At 70.9% G+C, this 18,999-nt stretch carries 19 protein-coding genes; 12 read left to right on the top strand and 7 right to left on the bottom strand.

Annotated features, from left to right (window positions below; genetic code table 11):
• Positions 1–54 precede the first annotated feature (54 nt).
• The gene (locus G3I78_RS38315) at positions 55–1,401 is read left to right on the top strand and encodes a nicotinate phosphoribosyltransferase (protein ID WP_164433464.1); all 1,347 of its coding nucleotides are present in this window, start codon (positions 55–57) and stop codon (positions 1,399–1,401) included.
• Between the two features lie 75 nt (positions 1,402–1,476).
• A complete protein-coding gene (locus G3I78_RS38310; protein ID WP_164433456.1) occupies positions 1,477–2,064 on the top strand; it encodes an isochorismatase family protein in 588 nt (195 codons plus the stop codon).
• Between the two features lie 46 nt (positions 2,065–2,110).
• On the opposite strand, the gene G3I78_RS38305 is transcribed toward G3I78_RS38310, so the two are convergent.
• Together G3I78_RS38305 and G3I78_RS38300 are read right to left on the bottom strand one after the other, a co-directional pair.
• Positions 2,111–2,455, bottom strand: a complete 345-nt coding sequence (locus G3I78_RS38305) for a hypothetical protein (RefSeq protein ID WP_164433454.1) — start codon at positions 2,453–2,455, stop codon at positions 2,111–2,113.
• A gap of 131 nt (positions 2,456–2,586) precedes the next feature.
• Positions 2,587–4,926 (bottom strand): immune inhibitor A domain-containing protein, encoded by a 2,340-nt coding sequence (locus G3I78_RS38300; RefSeq protein WP_164433452.1) that lies wholly within the window; start codon positions 4,924–4,926, stop codon positions 2,587–2,589.
• 334 nt (positions 4,927–5,260) lie between these two features.
• Here G3I78_RS38300 and G3I78_RS38295 point away from each other — a divergent pair, with 334 nt between their 5' ends.
• Positions 5,261–5,521: a hypothetical protein gene (locus G3I78_RS38295; protein ID WP_164433450.1), complete on the top strand. Its 261-nt coding sequence runs from the start codon at positions 5,261–5,263 to the stop codon at positions 5,519–5,521.
• Between the two features lie 79 nt (positions 5,522–5,600).
• On the opposite strand, the gene G3I78_RS38290 is transcribed toward G3I78_RS38295, so the two are convergent.
• A complete protein-coding gene (locus G3I78_RS38290; RefSeq protein WP_164433448.1) occupies positions 5,601–6,230 on the bottom strand; it encodes an RDD family protein in 630 nt (209 codons plus the stop codon).
• An 89-nt stretch (positions 6,231–6,319) separates the two neighbouring features.
• A complete protein-coding gene (locus tag G3I78_RS38285; protein ID WP_164433446.1) occupies positions 6,320–8,056 on the bottom strand; it encodes an RDD family protein in 1,737 nt (578 codons plus the stop codon).
• 262 nt (positions 8,057–8,318) lie between these two features.
• Here G3I78_RS38285 and G3I78_RS38280 point away from each other — a divergent pair, with 262 nt between their 5' ends.
• Positions 8,319–8,795 (top strand): SsgA family sporulation/cell division regulator, encoded by a 477-nt coding sequence (locus G3I78_RS38280; protein WP_164433535.1) that lies wholly within the window; start codon positions 8,319–8,321, stop codon positions 8,793–8,795.
• 34 nt (positions 8,796–8,829) lie between these two features.
• Here G3I78_RS38280 and G3I78_RS38275 read toward each other — a convergent pair whose 3' ends face one another.
• Positions 8,830–10,245 (bottom strand): FAD-linked oxidase C-terminal domain-containing protein, encoded by a 1,416-nt coding sequence (locus G3I78_RS38275; protein ID WP_164433444.1) that lies wholly within the window; start codon positions 10,243–10,245, stop codon positions 8,830–8,832.
• A 92-nt stretch (positions 10,246–10,337) separates the two neighbouring features.
• Here G3I78_RS38275 and G3I78_RS38270 point away from each other — a divergent pair, with 92 nt between their 5' ends.
• A complete protein-coding gene (locus G3I78_RS38270; protein ID WP_164433442.1) occupies positions 10,338–11,765 on the top strand; it encodes a tetratricopeptide repeat protein in 1,428 nt (475 codons plus the stop codon).
• Positions 11,766–11,815: 50 nt separating this feature from the next.
• Here the strand turns inward: G3I78_RS38270 and hppD are convergent, their stop codons facing one another.
• Positions 11,816–12,961, bottom strand: a complete 1,146-nt coding sequence (gene hppD, locus G3I78_RS38265; protein WP_164433439.1) for a 4-hydroxyphenylpyruvate dioxygenase — start codon at positions 12,959–12,961, stop codon at positions 11,816–11,818.
• 127 nt (positions 12,962–13,088) lie between these two features.
• On the opposite strand from hppD, the gene G3I78_RS38260 reads away from it, so the two are divergent.
• The 7 genes from G3I78_RS38260 to G3I78_RS38230 all read left to right on the top strand — a co-directional run bounded on the left by G3I78_RS38260 (position 13,089) and on the right by G3I78_RS38230 (position 18,195).
• Positions 13,089–13,565: an Lrp/AsnC family transcriptional regulator gene (locus G3I78_RS38260; protein WP_164433437.1), complete on the top strand. Its 477-nt coding sequence runs from the start codon at positions 13,089–13,091 to the stop codon at positions 13,563–13,565.
• A 21-nt stretch (positions 13,566–13,586) separates the two neighbouring features.
• Positions 13,587–14,234, top strand: coding sequence for an ABC transporter permease (locus G3I78_RS38255; protein WP_164433436.1), 648 nt, complete (start codon positions 13,587–13,589; stop codon positions 14,232–14,234).
• Positions 14,227–15,471, top strand: coding sequence for a betaine/proline/choline family ABC transporter ATP-binding protein (locus G3I78_RS38250; RefSeq protein WP_164433434.1), 1,245 nt, complete (start codon positions 14,227–14,229; stop codon positions 15,469–15,471). The genes G3I78_RS38255 and G3I78_RS38250 overlap by 8 nt, the downstream gene beginning before the upstream one ends.
• The gene (locus G3I78_RS38245) at positions 15,468–16,271 is read left to right on the top strand and encodes an ABC transporter permease (protein ID WP_164433432.1); all 804 of its coding nucleotides are present in this window, start codon (positions 15,468–15,470) and stop codon (positions 16,269–16,271) included. The genes G3I78_RS38250 and G3I78_RS38245 overlap by 4 nt, the downstream gene beginning before the upstream one ends.
• Positions 16,272–16,480: 209 nt before the next feature.
• Positions 16,481–17,362, top strand: a complete 882-nt coding sequence (locus G3I78_RS38240) for a glycine betaine ABC transporter substrate-binding protein (RefSeq protein WP_239158313.1) — start codon at positions 16,481–16,483, stop codon at positions 17,360–17,362.
• Positions 17,363–17,422: 60 nt separating this feature from the next.
• On the top strand, positions 17,423–17,995 hold the full coding sequence (locus G3I78_RS38235) for a helix-turn-helix domain-containing protein (protein WP_164433428.1): 573 nt from the start codon (positions 17,423–17,425) through the stop codon (positions 17,993–17,995).
• Positions 17,996–18,006: 11 nt separating this feature from the next.
• Positions 18,007–18,195, top strand: a complete 189-nt coding sequence (locus G3I78_RS38230) for a hypothetical protein (protein ID WP_164433426.1) — start codon at positions 18,007–18,009, stop codon at positions 18,193–18,195.
• Here G3I78_RS38230 and G3I78_RS38225 read toward each other — a convergent pair.
• On the bottom strand, positions 18,192–18,983 hold the full coding sequence (locus G3I78_RS38225; RefSeq protein ID WP_164433424.1) for a S16 family serine protease: 792 nt from the start codon (positions 18,981–18,983) through the stop codon (positions 18,192–18,194). The two genes, G3I78_RS38230 and G3I78_RS38225, sit on opposite strands and share 4 nt — an antisense overlap.
• Positions 18,984–18,999 lie beyond the last annotated feature (16 nt).

Genomic DNA, 18,999 nt, shown 5'->3' with positions numbered 1-18,999 from the left:
CCACGCACCCCACAAATCGTCACACTGACGCGAACTGGGGTAGCATCCGTTGTTATGAACACAGCGGACCTTGGGCTGCCGGTGGACGTTCCCTCGACGGCGCTCTTCACGGACCAGTACGAGCTCACGATGCTGCAGGCCGCCCTGAAGGCGGGTACCGCCGAGCGGCGCAGCGTGTTCGAGGTCTTCACCCGGCGGCTGCCGGAGGGGCGGCGCTACGGCGTCGTCGCGGGCACCGGCCGGGTGCTGGACGCGGTGGAGAACTTCCGCTTCGACGCGGACGTCCTCGGCTTCCTGCGGGAGCGGAACATCGTGGACGAGGAGACCCTCGACTGGCTCGCGACCTATCGCTTCAGCGGTGACATCTGGGGCTACCCCGAGGGCGAGGTGTACTTCCCGGGCTCGCCGGTCATGCGCGTGGAGGGCTCCTTCGCCGAGTGCGTGCTGCTGGAGACCGTGATCCTCTCGATCCTCAACCACGACTCCGCGATAGCCGCGGCCGCCTCCCGGATGTCCTCGGCCGCCGGGGACCGGCCCCTGATCGAGATGGGCGCCCGCCGCACCCACGAGCTGTCCGCCGTGGCCGCCGCCCGCGCCGCCTACGTCGGCGGTTTCGCCACCACCTCCGACCTCGCCGCCGGCTTCCGCTACGGCATCCCCACGGTCGGCACCTCCGCCCACGCCTTCACCCTCCTCCACGACCACGAGCGCGACGCCTTCCAGGCCCAGGTCGACTCGCTGGGCCGGAACACCACCCTGCTGGTCGACACGTACGACGTCGCCGAGGCCGTCCGTACGGCCGTGGAGGTGGCCGGGCCCGAGCTGGGCGCGGTGCGCATCGACTCCGGTGACCTGCTGCTGGTCGCCCACCGGGTCCGCCAGCAGCTGGACGAGCTGGGCGCGAAGCGGACCCGGATCATCGTCACCTCCGACCTCGACGAGTACGCCATCGCCTCGCTGGCCGCGGCCCCGGTGGACGCGTACGGCGTCGGCACCCAGCTGGTGACCGGGTCCGGGCATCCCACCTGCTCGATGGTCTACAAGCTGGTCGCGCGCGCCGAGTCCGCCGACCCGAAGGCCCCGCTGGTGCCGGTGGCGAAGAAGTCGTCCGGCGGCAAGAGCTCGGTCGGTGGCCGCAAGTGGGCCGCGCGGCGGCTGGACGCCGAGGGGATCGCGGAGGCCGAGGTGGTCGGCACCGGCGTGGTGCCGCCCGCGCTCGCGGACCGGCAGCTCCTCGTCGAGCTGGTCAAGGGCGGCGAGGTCGTCGCACGCGAGCCGCTGGACGTCGTACGCGACCGGCATACGGCCGCGCGGGCCAACCTGCCGTTGTCGGCGACGCAGTTGTCGCGCGGGGAGCCGGTCCTTCCGACGGAGTATGTGCAGGGGCGCTCGGGTAGCTAATGCGGGTGCGCCCTCCCGCAGTGCCGCCGAAGTCTCTAGGCTCGTAAGTTCACCTCATAGTCGAAGGACACCCACATGCGCCGCGCCTTGATCGTCGTTGACGTGCAGAACGACTTCTGCGAAGGGGGCAGCCTCGCGGTGGCGGGGGGTGCCGATGTGGCCGCCGCCGTCACCGAGCTGATCGGGCAGGCGGCGGGCTCCGGCTACCAGCATGTGGTGGCCACCCGGGACCACCACATCGCGCCCGGCGGGCACTTCGCCGACAACCCCGACTTCGTGCACTCCTGGCCCGCGCACTGCGTCGCCGGGACCGAGGGCGTGGGGTTCCATCCGAACTTCGCGCCGGCCGTGGCGTCGGGGGCCATCGACGCGGTCTTCGACAAGGGGGCGTACGCGGCCGCCTACAGCGGGTTCGAGGGGGCCGACGAGAACGGCGTCACGCTGGCCGACTGGCTGCGCACGCGGGACGTCTCCGAGGTGGACGTGGTCGGGATCGCCACGGACCACTGCGTACGGGCCACCGCGCTGGACGCGGCCCGCGAGGGCTTCCGCACCCAGGTCCTCCTCGACCTCACCGCGGGCGTCGCCGAGGAGACGACCGAGCGGGCGATCGAGGAGATGCGGGACGCGGGCGTGGAACTCTCGGGCAAGCCGGTCGTCTAGGGGCCGTGACGGCGGAAGAATCCTCCGCCGCGGAGAGATCCGAGATCTACGCCGGTGCCGCCGGCCTCCTCAGCAGTGACCTGATCGGGTGCCACAGCTCCGTGGCCGGCTCCGGGCCGGGCGCGACAGCGTTGTCAGGTGCCGTACGCCATATCAGCCCGTCCGGATGGTGGAGTACGGCCGTGATCTCGTCCGGCGTCGGGGGCTCGGCGTTGCCCCGCAGGTAGACCGCGCGCAGACCGAGGTTGCGCAGCCTGGTCAGGGCGCGCGCCCGGTTCTGGGCGTGGACGAGAACCCGCACGCTGCCGCAGCCCGCGGCGGGCGGCCGGGGCAGGTGCAGCGCCACCACGACCGTGCCGTTCGGCAGCTTGCAGAAACCTCCTGCGGCCATGCGGTCACACCCCCGTGTGCGTCGGTGTCGATGTCGGTGTCAATAACGAAGCCACAGCACGCACCTAAACACGATCGGCGGCAACCCGCCAGGGGTTGCCGCCGATACGCTTCTGACCTGCTCTTTTACTTTTACTTGACCGAAGGTCCGACCTTGAGCGTGATCGTCGAGCCGCTCAGGGGCTCGTTGACGATCGCGATCCGCGTGTTGGTGTCAGTGATCTTGACACCCGCGAGCGGGTTGCTCGGGTCGTAGTACGCCGACCGTCCGTCGTCGAAGACCGGGACGCCCGGCTTGCCCTTGATCCGCGTCGCCACGTCGTTCTTGTGGAGCGTGATCGAGTCCGTCGGGTACCAGCTGAACGTGGAGTCGTAGGCCTGGATGCGGTTGCGCATCAGCGTGCCGTCGGACCACTTGAGGGCGGTCGGGTGCGAGTCGACCGGCAGGATCAGGCCCTCGCCGGGGTGTTCGCTGGTGTTGTCGTCCAGCTGGGAGGCATCCCACTTCCAGATCAACAGGCCGTTCTGGTAGGCGTAGTGCTCCACCCAGCCCGGACGGGTCGTGGAGAAGCCGTAGTTGTAGGGACCGACCTTCAACACCTTGTCGTACGACACGTATTGGCGGTTCTCGGCGAGGTAGTACTGCGGGTAGTCGCCGGTGAAGGAGGCGCCGATGCGGCGGAAGCCCTTGGTGGCCCAAGCGGCGTCCAGGGACTCGGCGTTGTCGGAGAAGAGGGGCGCGCCGTCGGCGGTCACCGTGATCTCGTCGGCGGTGAAGCCCTTGAGGACCGTGCCGCCGTCGGTCTGGTAGCGGAAGCGCAGGCTGATCTTCTGGCCCGCGTAGGCGTCGAGCGAGTAGGTCAGCTTCTGCGGGGCGTCGACCGAGCCGGTGAGCGCGGGCTTGCCGCTGCCGTCGCGCGCAATGGCGGTGCCGTCGGCCGAAACGCCGTCGACGGGTGTCCAGTTGGCGCCGTCGGTGGAGACCTCCGTGTAGAGGTAGTCGTAGTTCCTCTCTATGTCCCACCAGGCGTCGAGAGTCAGTGAGGCCGCAGACCTGCCGGTCAGGTCGACCGGGCGGGTCAGCGTGTTGCGGAGGTCGTTGCCGCGTCCGCTCCACCACTGGGTGGCACCCTGCGCCGGAGCCACCACATCGAGGGTGGCCGTCTTGTCGGGCAGCTGCACGACGAGCGCCTGCGGGTTCTTGGTGTTGTACTCCGCGACACCCAGCTTGTGGGTGGAGCGCTTGCCCGCCTTGGCCACGTCGTAGTCGAGCCAGCCCAGTTGGAGCTTGTCCCACGCGTTCATGTCGCCGGGCAGGTCGCCGATGGAGTCCTTGCCGGTGCCGAGCCAGGAGCCGGAGGACATCAGCGTCCAGAAGCCGGTGGAGTTCTCGCCGCCGCCGGAGGTGTCGTACTCGTCGGGCAGGCCGAGGTCGTGGCCGTACTCGTGGGCGAAGACGCCGAGTCCGCCGTTCTCCGGCTGGATGGTGTAGTCGCCGACCCAGACGCCGGTGTCGCCGATCTGGGTGCCGCCGAGCTTGTTCCCGGAGGGGCCGGTGGCGCCGACGTCGGTGCCGAACGCGTACCAGCGGTGCGCCCAGATGGCGTCCGCGCCCTGGGCGCCGCCGCCCGCGGACTCGTCCTCGCCGGCGTGCACGATCTGGAAGTGGTCGATGTAGCCGTCGGGCTCGTTGAAGTCGCCGTCGCCGTCGAAGTCGTAGCGGTCCCACTGGTCGAACTCGGCCAGTTCCGCGGCGATCTCGGCGGCGGTGTCCCCGGCGGCCTCGCGCTCGGCGACCCAGGCGTCGACGCCGTCCTGGACCGCGTACCAGGCGCCGGTCGCGGCGTCGTTGGAGCCGTAACGGGCCTCGTTGTAGGGGACCTTGACCCAGTCGGTGACCTCGCCCTCGACCGAGTAGCGGCCCGAGGACTGCTTCTCGTAGTAGGACTTGACCGAGGCGTTGCCGTCGCCGAAGTACAGGTCCTGGAAGTGGGCCTGGTTGTAGTCGGCCTGCCAGGCGGTGCTGTTGTTCACCTTGCGGTCCGGCTTGGCGATCTGGTTGTGCAGCGGGCCGGCCGTGCCGCCGTAGCGCGGGTCGACCTGGTCGCCGAACTCCACCAGGATCGTGAAGATCCGGTCGGTCTTCTCCCGGCCGAGTTCGACGTACTTGCTGTCACCCTTGCGGCTCTTGAGCTCGACCACCTTGGAGCCGTCACGGTTCCGCACCGTGGCGGCGCCGGATATGACCTGGTCGAGCGCCTCCTGGCGCTGCGCCTGAAGGGTCTTGGTCAGCGGGCCGTCGAAGTCGTGCTCCCGGGCCTTCGCCGGCTGCGGGTCCTGCCGGTCCACCGCGGGGGTCTCCGCGGACCTGTCGGCGGCCTGCGCCACGGCGAACGTCGAGAACGTGGCCGAGGCCGCGGCGAGGGCCACGATGGTCGCCGCCGTTCTGAACGTCCAGGGTCTGTCTGTCACTCGAGCCACTCCCCTTTAGTCAAGTGCCGGTATTTGACTAAAGGTTGAGGAGAAAAGACAGACCTTGACTTGGACCCGACAAGTGCATTATTGGGAGCCGGTGTTCGCATTGCGGACACCTGACCGCAACGGAACGGGCGCGCACAGCAGTCCACTTGCTGGACCCCATGACTCCGTGCGCCCCCCGTGCTCCGGCACTGTTCGTTAGGTCACGCTTACTGTTCGTTCCACTCGGGCACACAGGCGATTAGAGTCGATTGGCGGAACGCCCGGATGTCGGCGGAATGCCAGGCCGACACCCCCCGTGGACCCCAATTTCCGAGGACCGATTGCCATGCCTCGTCCGACCGCCGCACAGCTCGCCTACGGTTCGATCACCGTCATCTTCTCGACGCTCGCCATGCTGCTGCTGTCACAGACGAGTTCGACCGTGGGGACCGCGGTCATCGCCGTCTCGGCGCTCGCGCTCGGCCTGTTGGTCGCCATGACGGTGCCGCAGCCCAAGCCCCGCGTGGTGGCCCTGCGCAAGCCCACCCAGCGGACAGCGGAGGAGCCCGTGCCGGCCGTGGCCACGGGCTCCAAGACTGCTGCCTGAACAGTGCGTTCGTGAGCCGTGTGCTCCGGGCCGGCCCGATTGACCTCGGGCCGGCCCGGAGCACACGGCTCGTGGTGTGTCAGCCGGTGCTCACCACCACCGTCTTCGCCGCCTTGTCGTGCAGGCCCTGCTTGTAGGGCTTGTCGAAGAAGCTCCAGCCGCCCGAGATGGCGGTCCAGATGCAGGCGCAGCAGAAGGCGAACGGAATCCACAGGACGGCCGCACGGATCAGGTTGGTCTGCGCGGAGGGCGTGGAGCCGTTGTCGAGGTTCGCCACCCGCATGCCGAGCCACTTCTTGCCGAGCGTCTGCCCGGACCGGGTGATCAGGACGGTGTCGTAGGCCATGTAGAGCACCGCGGCGAGCGCGGACTGGGCGAGCGACTTGCCGTACTGCACGTTGTCGCCGTCGACGTTGTACTCGCTCACCCCGAAGCCCCAGGTGATGAGCCAGACGACGATCCCGACCAGGATCAGGTCGATGATCCTGGCCAGCGTGCGCTTGCCGCTGGAGGCCAGCGGCGGCATGCCGGCCAGCGGGTCGGCGGGGCCGCCGCCGTACGGGTCGCCGCCGCCGTAGGGACTTCCGCCGTACGACGGCGGCGGCGTGCTGTACGGCGATCCCGAGCCCTCGCCAGGCGGGGGCTGCTTCCTGAACGGGTCGTCATCCGGCGGCTGCTGGCCGGAGCCGGGAGGCGGTTCGCTGGTCATGGCCCGAGTCGACCGCGAACCCCCCGGCTCCGCATCCGGCGAGCGGCCGTCCGGAGTACCGATTCGTGTACGCCGTTCGTGGTAGCCGGTCAGCCCGCGACGAACGTATGGGCCGCCTTGTCGTGCCAGCACTGGTGCCACGGCTTGTCGAACAGGCACCACGCGACGCCCACGAGGCCGATCCCGAGCAGGCCCGGGACGCTGTAGACGAGCCAGCGGCGCAGGGCCGCGCCGAACGCCGGGGGCTCGTGGCCCTCGATGTCCCGCACCTCCAGGCCGAGCAGCTTCTTGCCGAGGGTGCGGCCCCACTTGGCGGTGGGCAGCGCCTCGTAGAGGGTGCCGGCGACGAGGAGCACGGCGACCACGATCGCGAGGTACACCGAGGTGGTGCCGTCCAGCAGCCAGACCGTGACGGTCTCGCCGGAGAGCTTGGCCTCGTCGATCTTGGCGCTGATGTGGTCGGCGGCCTCGGCACCGAGCGGGACGGCCGCGACGGCGGTCACCGCGCCGACGACCAGGGTGTCCAGCAGCCGGGCGGCCAGCCGCTTGCCGAGGCTCGCGGGCCTCGCGGCGGCCTGTCGCCGGGCGGCCGCCTGGAAGATGTCCTCGACCGGCGGCTTCCAGGGAGCGGGCTGCTCCTCGTCGGGACCGGCGAGCCGGTGCACCTGCTGCGCCCAGGAGGGCTGACCGCCGCCGTGCCCGGTGCTCATGGGGGTGGAGGAGAGCTGCGGGCCGCTCTGCTGCGGGAGGCCCTGCGCTACCACGCCCGGCTGCCCGGCGCCCTGCGGCTGCCCTTGCTGGGGCACGCCCGGAGGGGCCGTCTGCGGGCCCGCGGCGGGGGCGGACTGCTGGGAGCCGGAGAGGGCGGTGGCGGCGCCGGAGGCGGGACCCTGGGGGCCCGCGGCACCGGTGGCCGCGGCCCGCTCGGCGGCGGCCTTCCCGGCACCGAAGCCGGGGCCCTGCGGACCGGCGGGGGCCACGGCGGACTGGGCACCGGCACCACCAGGAGCACCGGGACCACCCGGAACACCGGCACCACCGTGCCCACCGGCACCGCCCGCGACCGCTCCCGGCAGCGGCGCGCCGCCGCCCTGACCGCCGCCCTGTGCGGTCGGACCGGAATACGCCGGTCCGGGCGTGCTTCCGCTCTGCGCCCCGGGACCCTCGTTCTGCTGCGCCGTGCGCGGGGAGAGCGCGCGGAACTTCATGGTGCCGTCGTCGCCCGGCTGCTGCGCGGCGCCCGCGGTGGGCCTGCGGAAGACCCGCGTGCCGCCGTCCTCGTCCGGCTCGACGGGCGGGATCGTCGCCGAGCCGTCGGTGCGGGCGGCCTGGCCGGCCGGCTGGGCCGGGGCGGCACCGGCGACCCTCGGGTCGGCGCCCTGCGGAGCGCCCTGCTGCGGTACGCCGTGCCCGGCGCCCTGCGCCGGTCCGTTCCCCTCCGGCGCCCCCCACGAGACGCGCCGGTCCTGGTCGCCCCCGAAGCCCGACTGCCGGGCCCGGTCCGCGGTCCAGGCGGCCGCCGGTTCGGGACGGTTGCCGTGCTGGGCCTCGGGGTGACCGGGACCCGCGACCGGGTCCTCGTCGAAGAAGTGCGGGCCGGTCTCCTCGACCGGGGACGCGGCCGGGCCCTGGGCCTGGGCCTGCGACTGGGCGGAGCCGGGCCCCGGCGGTGGTACGAGCGGCTCGCCGTCCGCGGGGGCGGGACGGCTGGTGCCCGGTACCCACGAGGCACCGTTCCAGTAACGGACATATCCAGGAATGGACGGGTCCGGGTAATACCCTTCGCGGGGCCTGTCGTCACCGGGTGCCGGGGTTGGGGCGCTCATGTCCGTCGTCCCGTATCTGCTCGGGGGTCAATAGAGGGGGCTCCACATCTATCAGACCGGCGCAAGACCCACCGCCAGTCCCACCGGACCCACCCCTTTTGCGCACGACCCGACCCCGGCCGTGGTAGCGGCCGGGCCCGCCCGGGACACCGGCGGAAAAAAGTTCGCCGAACCCGCGTAATGCTTCGGCCCCCTCCCCGCTCTCCACTCGTACGGGCCCACCGCGGGCCCGTACGAGAACCGAGGAGAGGACATGAACGCCATGCATCACACCGTGGTGGAGCGCGAACTGGAGCTGAAACTCATCCTGTCGCCGGAGCGCAGCATCCCGGTGCCGGCCCGGCTCGGCTACCGCAGCGACGACCCCTTCGCCGTCCACGTCACCTTCCACATCGGCTCCGACCACCCCGTGCACTGGACCTTCGCCCGCGAACTCCTCGTGGAGGGGGTGTTCCGGCCGTGCGGGCACGGGGACGTGCGGGTGTGGCCGACGAAGGTCGCGGGCCGCAGCGTCGTGCTGATGGCGCTGAGCTCGCCCGACGGGGACGCCCTCCTGGAGGCCCCGGCCGCGCAGGTGTCGGCCTGGCTGGAGCGGACCCTGAGGGCGGTCCCCCCGGGCTCTGAGGCGGAGCAGCTCGGTATCGACGACGGCCTCGCCGAGCTGCTGGCGCCCACCCCGGCCGACGACCTCTGGCTGCGCGACCCGTGGCCGGGCGACGAGTCGACGGACGGGGAGTGAGCCCTCGCGGGGACCGGGGTCTCGGGGACCGGGGTCAGAACAGCTTGCCCGGGTTCAGGATGCCCAGCGGGTCGAAGACGCCCTTCACGGCCCGCTGCATCTCCACCCCCACCGGCCCGATCTCGCGGGCCAGCCACTCCTTCTTCAGTACGCCCACCCCGTGCTCCCCGGTGATGGTGCCGCCGAGCTCCAGGCCGAGCGCCATGATCTCGTCGAAGGACTCGCGGGCGCGCCGGGACTCGTCGGGGTCCTGGGCGTCGAAGCAGACCGTGGGGTGGGTGTTGCCGTCACCCGCGTGGGCGACGACACCGATGGTCAGTCCGTGTTTGCCGGCGATCCGCTCGGTCCCTTCGAGGAGTTCGGCGAGCCGGGAGCGGGGCACGCACACGTCGTCGATCATCGTGGTGCCCTTGACGGCCTCCAGCGCGGTGAGCGACAACCGGCGGGCCTGGAGCAGGAGTTCGGACTCGGCGAAGTCGTCGGCCGGGACCACCTGGGTGGCGCCCGCCGCCTCGCACAGCGCGCCGACGGCGGCGAGGTCGGCGGCCGGGTCCGCGGTGTCGAAGGCGGCGAGCAGCAGCGCCTCGGTGGTCTCGGGGAGTCCCATGTGCGCCAGGTCGTTGACGGCCTTGACGGTCGTACGGTCCATCAGTTCGAGGAGGGACGGCACGTGCCCGCCCTCCATGATCCGGCACACCGCGTCGCAGGCGTCGGCCCCGGACGCGAACTCGGCGGCCAGCACCAGCTGTTCGGGCGGCTGCGGCCGCAGCGCCAGGGTCGCCCGTACGACGATCCCGAGCGAGCCCTCGGAGCCGACGAAGAGGCGGGTCAGGTCGTATCCGGCGACCCCCTTGGCGGTACGGCGGCCCGTGGACATCAGCCTTCCGTCGGCGAGGACGACGTCCAGGCCGAGGACGTACTCCGCCGTCACCCCGTACTTCACACAGCACAGCCCGCCGGACGCGGTGCCGATGTTGCCGCCGATCGTGCACATCTCCCAGCTGGAGGGGTCCGGCGGGTAGTAGAGGCCGAGTTCGTTGACCGCGCGGGACAGGGTCGCGTTGACGACGCCCGGTTCGACGACGGCGACGCGGTCGACCGGGTTGATCTCCAGGATGCGGTCCATCTTGGTCAGGGACAGCACGATGCAGCCGTCGGAGGCGTTGGCCGCGCCCGACAGGCCCGTGCGGGCGCCCTGCGGGACGACCGGGACGCGCAGTCCGGTGGCGACGCGCATGACGTGCTGGACCTGCTCGACCGTGCGGGGCAGGACGACCACGGCGGGGTCGCCGGCCGGGCAGAAGCTGGCCATGTCGTTGGCGTAGGAGGCCGTGACGTCCGGGTCGACGAGGACGGTCTCGGCGGGCAGGCCGCTCAGCAGACGGTCGACGAGGTTGCCGGTGACTGCTGTGTCTTCATCGCGACGCGCTTCGATACGGCTCATGATCACAGCGTCGCACCGGGGGCCATCGGTGTGAACCCCACCTGCGGCAGCTGCCGCGTGCCGGGGTGTGGTCGTCGTATGGACGCACAGTGAGCGCCATGGAGAACCCACAGGAGGAGCGGCCCTCCCGGCTGTCCGGGCGTCTGGTGATCGCCGCGGTCGCGGGCTGCGCGGTGCTCGGTACGGTGCTGATGCTGCTGCCCCAGGAGCGGGCGGCGACCCGTGCTCCGGCGCCGGCTCCCGGGGCCCAGGCGCTGACGGCGGTGACCGCCGGGGTGCCGGCCGCGCTGCCCGATCTGGCGGTGCTGATCGGTGAGCGCGAGGGCCGGGTGCGCCGGCATCCCGGGGACGCGGTGTCGTGGGCGGTGCTGGGGACGGCGTACGTCGAGCAGGGGCGGCGGACGGCCGACGCGGCGTTCTATCCGAGGGCCGACCACGCGCTGCGGACCTCCCTGAAGGTACGGCGGACCGCGGAGGCCCTCGGCGGTCTGGCCGCCCTCGCCAACGCGCGGCGGGACTTCCGGGCGGCGCGGACCTGGGGCGAGGCCGCGCGGAAGCTGGAGCCGAAGCGGTGGACGACGTATCCGCAGCTGATCGACGCGTACACCGGCCTCGGCGACTACAAGGCGGCCCGTACGGCGCTGGAGCGGCTGACGGAGCTGCGCTCGGGGCCCGCGGTGATGGCGCGGGCGGCCGGTGTCTACCGGGACCGGGGCTGGCGCGAGGACGCGGCGGCCCAGCTCTCCGACGCGGCGGCCAGGACGGAGGCGCCGGCCGAGCGGGCCGCGTATCTGGAGCGGGCCGGGCAGCTCGCCTGGGAGCGCGGGGACCGCGAGGACGCGCTGCGGCACTTCCAGGAGGCGGTCCGTCTCGACCCCGACCAGCGGGCCGCGCAGGCCGGTCAGGGCCGGGTGCTGGCCTCGCTGGGCCGGACGACGGAGGCCCTGAACGCGTACCGGATGGCGCTCGCCAAGCAGCCGCTGCCCCAATACGCCCTGGAGCTGGGCGAGTTGTACCAGTCGCTCGGCCTCGGTCAGGCGGCCCGGGTGCAGTACGACCTGCTGCGGGCGCGGGTGAGCGGCGCGGCTGCGGGCGGGGCCGACGAGGAGCTGGTGCTCGGGCAGTTCGAGGCGGACCACGGTGAACCCGCCTCCGCCGTACGGCGGTTGCGGGCCGAGTGGCGGCGCCAGCCGGGGATCGCCGTCGCGGACGCGCTGGGCTGGGCGCTGCACCGGGCGGGCCGGGACGAGGAGGCCCTGCGGTACGCCCGGATCGCGACGGACAAGGTGCACGGCGGCGGGGTGCGCAGCGCGCTGTACACCTACCACCTGGCCATGACCGAACGGGACTTGGGGCACTTCGCCCCCGCGCGCCGCCACCTCCAGGAGGCGTTCGCCGTCAACCCGTACTTCTCCCCCCTGGGCGCGCCCGCGGCCCGGGAGGCCCTGACCGCGCTGGGCGACGTGCCGGACGAGGAGCTGCCGGCGATGGACGCGAAGGCGGTGGCGCCGAGGACGTACCGGTGACGTCCTGCACACCCGGCTGACGCCGTGGAGTCGGCCTCCGGACGAGCGGGCTAGAGGTTGCCCCTCTTCTCCTGCTCCCTCTCGATGGCCTCGAACAGTGCCTTGAAGTTGCCCTTGCCGAAGCCCATCGAGCCGTGGCGTTCGATGATCTCGAAGAAGACGGTCGGCTTGTCCTGGACCGGCTTGGTGAAGATCTGGAGCAGGTAGCCGTCCTCGTCGCGGTCGGCGAGGATCTTCAGCTCCCGGAGGGTGTCGACCGGTACGCGGGTGTCGCCGACCCACTCGCCGAGCGTGTCGTAGTAGGAGTCGGGGGTGTTGAGGAACTCGACCCCGGCCGCGCGCATGGTCCGTACGGTCTGCACGATGTCGTTGGTGTTGAGCGCGATGTGCTGGACGCCGGCGCCGCCGTAGAACTCCAGGTACTCGTCGATCTGGGACTTCTTCTTGGCGATGGCCGGCTCGTTGATCGGGAACTTGACCTTCAGCGTCCCGTCGGCGACGACCTTCGACATCAGCGCGCTGTACTCGGTGGCGATGTCGTCGCCCACGAACTCCTTCATGTTCGTGAAGCCCATGACCTCGTTGTAGAAGCCGACCCACTCGTTCATCCGGCCGAGCTCGACGTTGCCGACGCAGTGGTCGACGGCCTGGAAGGTGCGGTGGGCGGGCGGCTCGACCATCGGGGCGGCCTCGGCGAAGCCCGGGAGGTAGGGGCCGTCGTAGCCGGTGCGCTCGACCAGGGTGTGGCGGGTCTCGCCGTAGGTGGCGATCGCGGCGAGGACGACCGTGCCGTGCCCGTCCTTCAGCTCGTACGGCTCGGCGACCGAGCGGGCCCCGTGTTCGAGGGCGTAGGCGTGGGCGCGGCGGGCGTCCGGGACCTCGATGGCGAGGTCGATCACACCGTCGCCGTGCTCGGCCACGTGCTGGGCGAGGAAGTGGCCCCAGGGGGTGACGGGCTTGATGACGGAGGTGAACACGAACCGGGCGGAGCCGTTGGTGAGCACGTAGGACGCGGTCTCGCGGCTGCCGTTCTCCGGTCCGGAGTACGCCGTGAGCCGCATGCCGAAGGCCGTCGAGTAGTAGTGGGCCGCCTGCTTGGCGTTGCCGACGGCGAAGACGACCGCGTCCATTCCCTTGACCGGGAAGGGATCGGCCTGCCGGGCGGTGTCGGGAGTGTGGTGAGTGGTCTGCGTCATGCGGGAAGCGTGGTCCCGGTATGGCAAGGTGCGCAATAGTTCCCGTTATCGCTGGACAATGTGTTCAGCCGTACGGCCGTCTCGGCGGCCTATCTGTACAGGATGACCACCTCTCCGGGAGGCTGCCGTGGGGATCGACGAGCTGGACGGGCGGATCATCGTGCTCCTCGCGCGGGAGCCGCGGATCGGGGTGCTTGAGATGTCCCGGCGGCTGGGGGTGGCCCGCGGGACCGCGCAGGCGCGGCTGGACCGGCTTCAGTCGAACGGAGTCATCCGGGGATTCGGTCCGCAGGTCGATCCGGCGGCGCTCGGCTACCCGGTGACCGCGTTCGCCACGCTCCAGATCCGGCAGGGGCAAGGCCCCGACGTACGGGCGCACTTGGCGACCGTGCCCGAGGTCCTGGAGCTGCACACCACCACCGGCAGCGGGGACATGCTGTGCAGGCTGGTGGCGCGCTCCAACGCCGATCTCCAACGTGTGATCGACCGGGTTGTCGGTTTCGATGGGATCGTCCGGGCCTCCACCGCGATCGTCATGGAGAACCCCGTTCCGCTGCGGATCATCCCGCTGGTGGAGCAGGCGGCGGAGGACTCGGCGCACTGACCGCGACCTGAGGTGAGCCGTGTGAACTTCTGGGAGTACCTCGGCAACCGCCATCAGCAGCTGCTCTCGGACGCCTACCAGCACGCGAGCGCCGTCTTCCAGTGCATGGTCGTGGCGACGGCGATCGGGGTGCTGATCGGGGTCGCGACCTACCGGAGCGAATGGGCGGGCAACCTCGCCACGACGGCCACCTCGACCATCCTGACCATCCCGTCGCTGGCCATGATCGGCCTGCTCATCCCGGTCGTGGGGCTCGGCGTGCCGCCCACGGTGATCGCCCTGACGCTGTACGGCCTGCTGCCGATCGTGCGCAACGCGATCGTGGGGCTGCGCGGGGTCGACCCGTCGCTGGTGGACGCGGCCAAGGGGATCGGGATGTCCCGGGTGATGCGCCTGGTGCGGGTCGAGCTGCCGCTCGCGTGGCCGCCGATCCTGACCGGCATCCGGGTCTCGACGCAGATGCTGATGGGCATCGCGGCGATCGCCGCCTATGCCTCCGGGCCCGGGCTCGGCAACGAGATCTTCCGCGGTATCGCCTCCCTGGGCAGCAAGAACGCGCTCAACCAGGTGCTCGCGGGCACGCTCGGGATCATCGTCCTCGCCCTGCTCTTCGACGCCGCCTACGTCCTGATCGGACGGCTGACCATTCCGAGGGGGATCCGTGTCTGAGGCCACTGGCACCTCAGGTGCATCCATTGAGCTGGAGAACCTGACCAAGCGGTACCCGGGCAATCCTCAACCCTCCGTCGACAACGTCACCATGGAGATCAAGGCGGGCGAGATCGTCATCTTCGTCGGGCCGTCCGGGTGCGGTAAGTCGACGACGCTCAAGATGATCAACAGGTTGATCGAGCCGTCGGGTGGTCGCATCCGGATCAACGGTGAGGACGTGACCGACATTGATCCGGTCAAGCTGCGCCGCAAGGTGGGCTATGCGATCCAGTCGGCCGGGCTCTTCCCGCACATGACGGTCGCGCAGAACATCGCGCTGGTGCCGAAGATGATCGGCTGGGGCAAGGCCCGCATCCGGGACCGGGTGGAGGAGCTGCTCGACCTGGTCGGCCTCGACCCGGGCGAGTTCCACGGCCGCTATCCGCGTCAGCTGTCGGGCGGCCAGCAGCAACGCGTCGGGGTGGCCCGGGCGTTGGCCGCCGATCCCCCCGTCCTCCTGATGGACGAGCCGTTCGGCGCGGTCGACCCGATCACCCGGGACCATCTCCAGGACGAGCTGATCCGGCTCCAGCACGAGCTGCACAAGACGATCGTCTTCGTCACCCACGACTTCGACGAGGCGATCAAGCTGGGCGACCGGATCGCGGTACTGCGGGAGCGCTCGCACATCGCCCAGTTCGACACCCCCGAGGCGATCCTGACCAACCCGGCCGACGACTTCGTGTCCGGGTTCGTCGGCGCCGGGGCGGCGCTGAAGCGGCTGAACCTCACCCGGGTGCGGGACGTGGAGATCACCGACTATCCGACGGTGACCGTCGACGACCCCCTCCAGGAGATCTTCAACCGGCTCCGGGCGAGCGGGACCAACGAGATCCTGCTGCTCGACAAGCGGGGACGGCCGTACAAGTGGCTCCGGCGCGGCGACATGATGCGCGCCAAGGGGTCGCTGGCCCGGGCCGGGACGCTGGTCCACGACACGGTGACCAGGGACGCGACGCTGCGGGACGCGCTGGAGGCGGTGCTCACCGACAACGCCGGGCGGGTCGCGGTGACCGGGCGGCGCGGGGAGTACACGGGTGTCGTCGACATGGAGACGCTCATGAACTCCGTGCACGAGCTGCTGGAGGCCGACCGTCTCGACGCGATGGAGCACCAGCACGAGCTCCAGGAGACGCGGACCGCCCAGACGCACGCCGAGCAGGAGGGCGGCGACGGAGGGGAGCGGAAGGCGTGACGACCACCGAGACCCCGGAGCTGGAGGAGACCGCGGCCCCTCGCCCACCGGGCCCGCCCAAGCAACGCCTGACCTGGCAGAAGCTGACCTTCCTTCCGGCGTTCCTGGTGGCGGTGCTGCTGGCGACCTGGCTGTGGTTCCAGCAGGCCGACCTGGACTCGATCTCGGAGAACGCGCTGTCGAACGGGCAGGTGTCGAAGGCGCTGTGGCAACACGTGAAGCTGACCGTCATCTCGACGTTCTTCGTGCTGATCATCGCCATCCCGCTGGGGATCGTGCTGACCCGCCGGGCCTTCCGCAGGGCGAGCCCGGTGGCGATGGCGGTCGCCAACATGGGCCAGGCGACCCCGGCGATCGGCCTGCTGGCCCTGCTCGTGATCTGGCTGGGCACGGGCACGAAGGCGGCGCTGATCGGCATCATCGTCTACGCCGTCCTGCCGGTCCTCTCCAACACGATCGCCGGGCTCAAGGCCAACGACCCGACCCTGCTGGAGGCGGCCCGCGGTATCGGCATGTCCGCCCTGGGCGTCCTCTCCCGGGTCGAACTCCCGCTGGCCGTACCGCTGATCCTCGCGGGGGTGCGTACGGCCCTGGTCCTCAACGTCGGTACGGCGACCCTGGCGACCTTCGGCGGGGGCGGCGGGCTCGGCGTCCTGATCACGACCGGCATCACCAACCAGCGGATGCCGGTGCTGATGCTGGGCTCGATCCTCACGGTGTCGCTGGCGCTGCTGGTCGACTGGCTGGCCTCGCTCGCCGAACTGCTGCTCAGGCCGCGGGGGTTGGAGGTGGGGACGTGAGGCGACGCTGTCCTGCGCCGGCCGGTTCGCCGGTCCGACCCCCCTCCTGCGGGCCCGCCGCCGGCTCCCCCACGCCCGACGACCTGGGGCGCGAGCCCGTATCGGGCAGCCGCCCGGCCGTTGGAGGCGACAAGGTGAGACGGACATGTCCGGCACTCGCCCTCACTCTGGTTCTCCTGTCAGGCTGCGGGCTGACCAGCGGCTCCCCGATGGTGGACGACGTGAGGCCGGGTTCGATCGGGCGGGGTGAACCCCTGAAGGGCGCCGATCTCACGGTCACGTCCAAGGAGTTCACCGAGCAGCTGATCCTCGGGGCGATCATGGGGATCGCGTTCGAGGCGGCCGGGGCGGACGTCCTCGACCGCACCGGGATCCAGGGGTCGATCGGGGCGCGGGAGGCGGTCAAGTCCGGGGACGCGGACGGGATGTACGAGTACACGGGCACGGCGTGGATCACCTACCAGGGCAACAGCGAGCCCGTCACCGATCCGCAGCGGCAGTGGGAGGCGGTGCGGAAGGCCGACCTGGCGAACGGGCTGACCTGGCTGCCGAAGGCCCCGCTGAACAACACCTACGCCCTGGCGATGAACCAGGCCGGGTTCCGCAAGTACGGCACGCGGACGCTGTCGGAGGTGGCCGCGCTGGCCGCGAAGGACTCCGGTGCGGTGACGCTGTGCGTGGAGAGCGAGTTCGCCAACCGCGCGGACGGACTGCCGGGCCTGGAGAAGGCGTACGGCATGGACGTCCCGGCGAAGAACATCACCCAGATGGACACCGGGATCATCTACACCCAGGTGGCGAAGGGCAGTTGCCGCTACGGGGAGGTCTTCACGACCGACGGCCGCATCAAGTCCATGAACCTGGCGGTGATGCGGGACGACCGCAAGTTCTTCCCCAACTACAACGCGGCCCCGGAGATCAACTCCAAGTCCCTGAAGAAGTGGCCGGCCATCGCGGAGGTCCTGGACCCGGTGACGAAGCGGCTGAACAACACGGTGGCTCAGGAGCTGAACGCGAAGGTGGACGTCGCCGGGGAGGATCCGCATCAGGTGGCGCTGGACTGGATGAAGGCGGAGGGGTTCGTGAAGTAGGGGCGGGGACTTCCAAAGAACCTGTTGCAAAGAAATCTTTGCATAGATACCTTTGTACGCATGCCGGAAGAACGCAAGGTCAGGAAACTCGACGCGCGATCCCTGCGCGGACTCGCCCACCCCCTGCGGATGCAGCTGCTGGACGCACTGCGGCGGCACGGCCCGGCCACGGCGTCGATGCTCGCCGAGCGGCTCAATGAGTCCAGTGGCGCGACCAGTTACCACCTCCGCCAGCTCGCCTCGCACGGCTTCGTCGAGGACGCGCCGGAGCGGGGCAAGGGACGGGAGCGCTGGTGGCAGGCCGCCGACCAGGGAGTGTCCTTCGACAGCACCGAGTTCGACAGCGCGGGACCGGAAGTGCGCGGGATGGCCGACTTCTTCCTCCAGGAGGTCGCCACAAGCCACGCCCGCGAGCTGTCCGGCTGGCTCAGCACCCGGGACCACTGGTCCGCCGAGTGGACCCGCGGCTCCGACATGAGCGACATGACGCTCCGGCTCACCCCTGAACAGGCCACCGAACTGGTCCACGAGATGCACGCCCTGATCGACGACTACCGAAGCCGCGAGACGGACGCACCGGACACCGAGCAAGTACGCATCCACACGCACCTGTTCCCCCTCGCCAAGGACTGAGAGGCCCCGCCATGCACCCCGAGACCCACCTCGCCCTGCACCACGCCCGCGCCGCCGACCTCCGGGCCGAAGCGGACGCGTACCGGCTCGCCGCCGAGGCCAGGCAGCCGTACGACATCCGGGCGCGGCTCGGCTGGACCCTGATAGAGATGGGGCTGCGGCTGACCACCCCGAGGGCGGTCCTCGCGCACCAGCACTAGCAGGCGGGTACTGACCCCTTGCCGTTCTCCAGGGACCTCAAGGAAGCCACCGCCCCCTTCAGGGACGTCACCGGGATCAGCCGCAGGCCCTTCGGCAGTTCCGCCTTCGCGTCGGCGCACTCGTCCTTGGGGACCAGGAACACCGTCGCCCCGTCCCGCTTCGCGGCCTGCGTCTTGAGGGCCACGCCGCCCACCGCCCCGACGGTCCCGTCGGAGTCGATCGTCCCGGTGCCGGCGATCGTGCGGCCCCCGGTCAGATCGCCCCCGGCACCGTCGCCGTCGAGCTTGTCGATGACGCCCAGGGAGAAGAGCAGCCCCGCGCTCGGCCCGCCGACGTCCGCGAGCTTCAGCGTGACCTTGATGTTCTTGTCGCTCAGCTTCAGATAGCCGAGCGCGGCCTCGGTCGCCGCGTCCTGGGACTCGGTCATCTGCTCGGTGTTGTGCCGCTCGATCTCCTTGACGCTCTGCCCGCTCGGGTAGACGGCGTCCCGGGGCATCACGGCACGGTCCGTGCGGAACCAGCTGTCGAAGACGTCACCGAGGGAGACGTGCGCGTCCGGCCCGGTCGCCTCGATGGTCGTCATCCGCAGCTGCCCGCTGGTCCTGCGCACCTCCGCGCCGGAGACCGTGATCACCGGTGTGCCCTTGTTGTCGCCGAGGACGTTCGCCGTCATCCCGGGCTGCGCCAGCGAGAACGGCAGCGGCGCGAAGAGGGCCGTGGCGACCAGCGCCACGACGGGCAGGGCACAGACGGCGACGGCCTGGGGGCGCGTGAGGCGAGAGAGCACGGGATCAATCTAACGC

The sequence above is a fragment of the Streptomyces sp. SID13726 genome (assembly GCF_010548375.1).
GTDB lineage: Bacteria > Actinomycetota > Actinomycetes > Streptomycetales > Streptomycetaceae > Streptomyces.
This window is presented reverse-complemented; position numbering and strand designations above follow the sequence as displayed.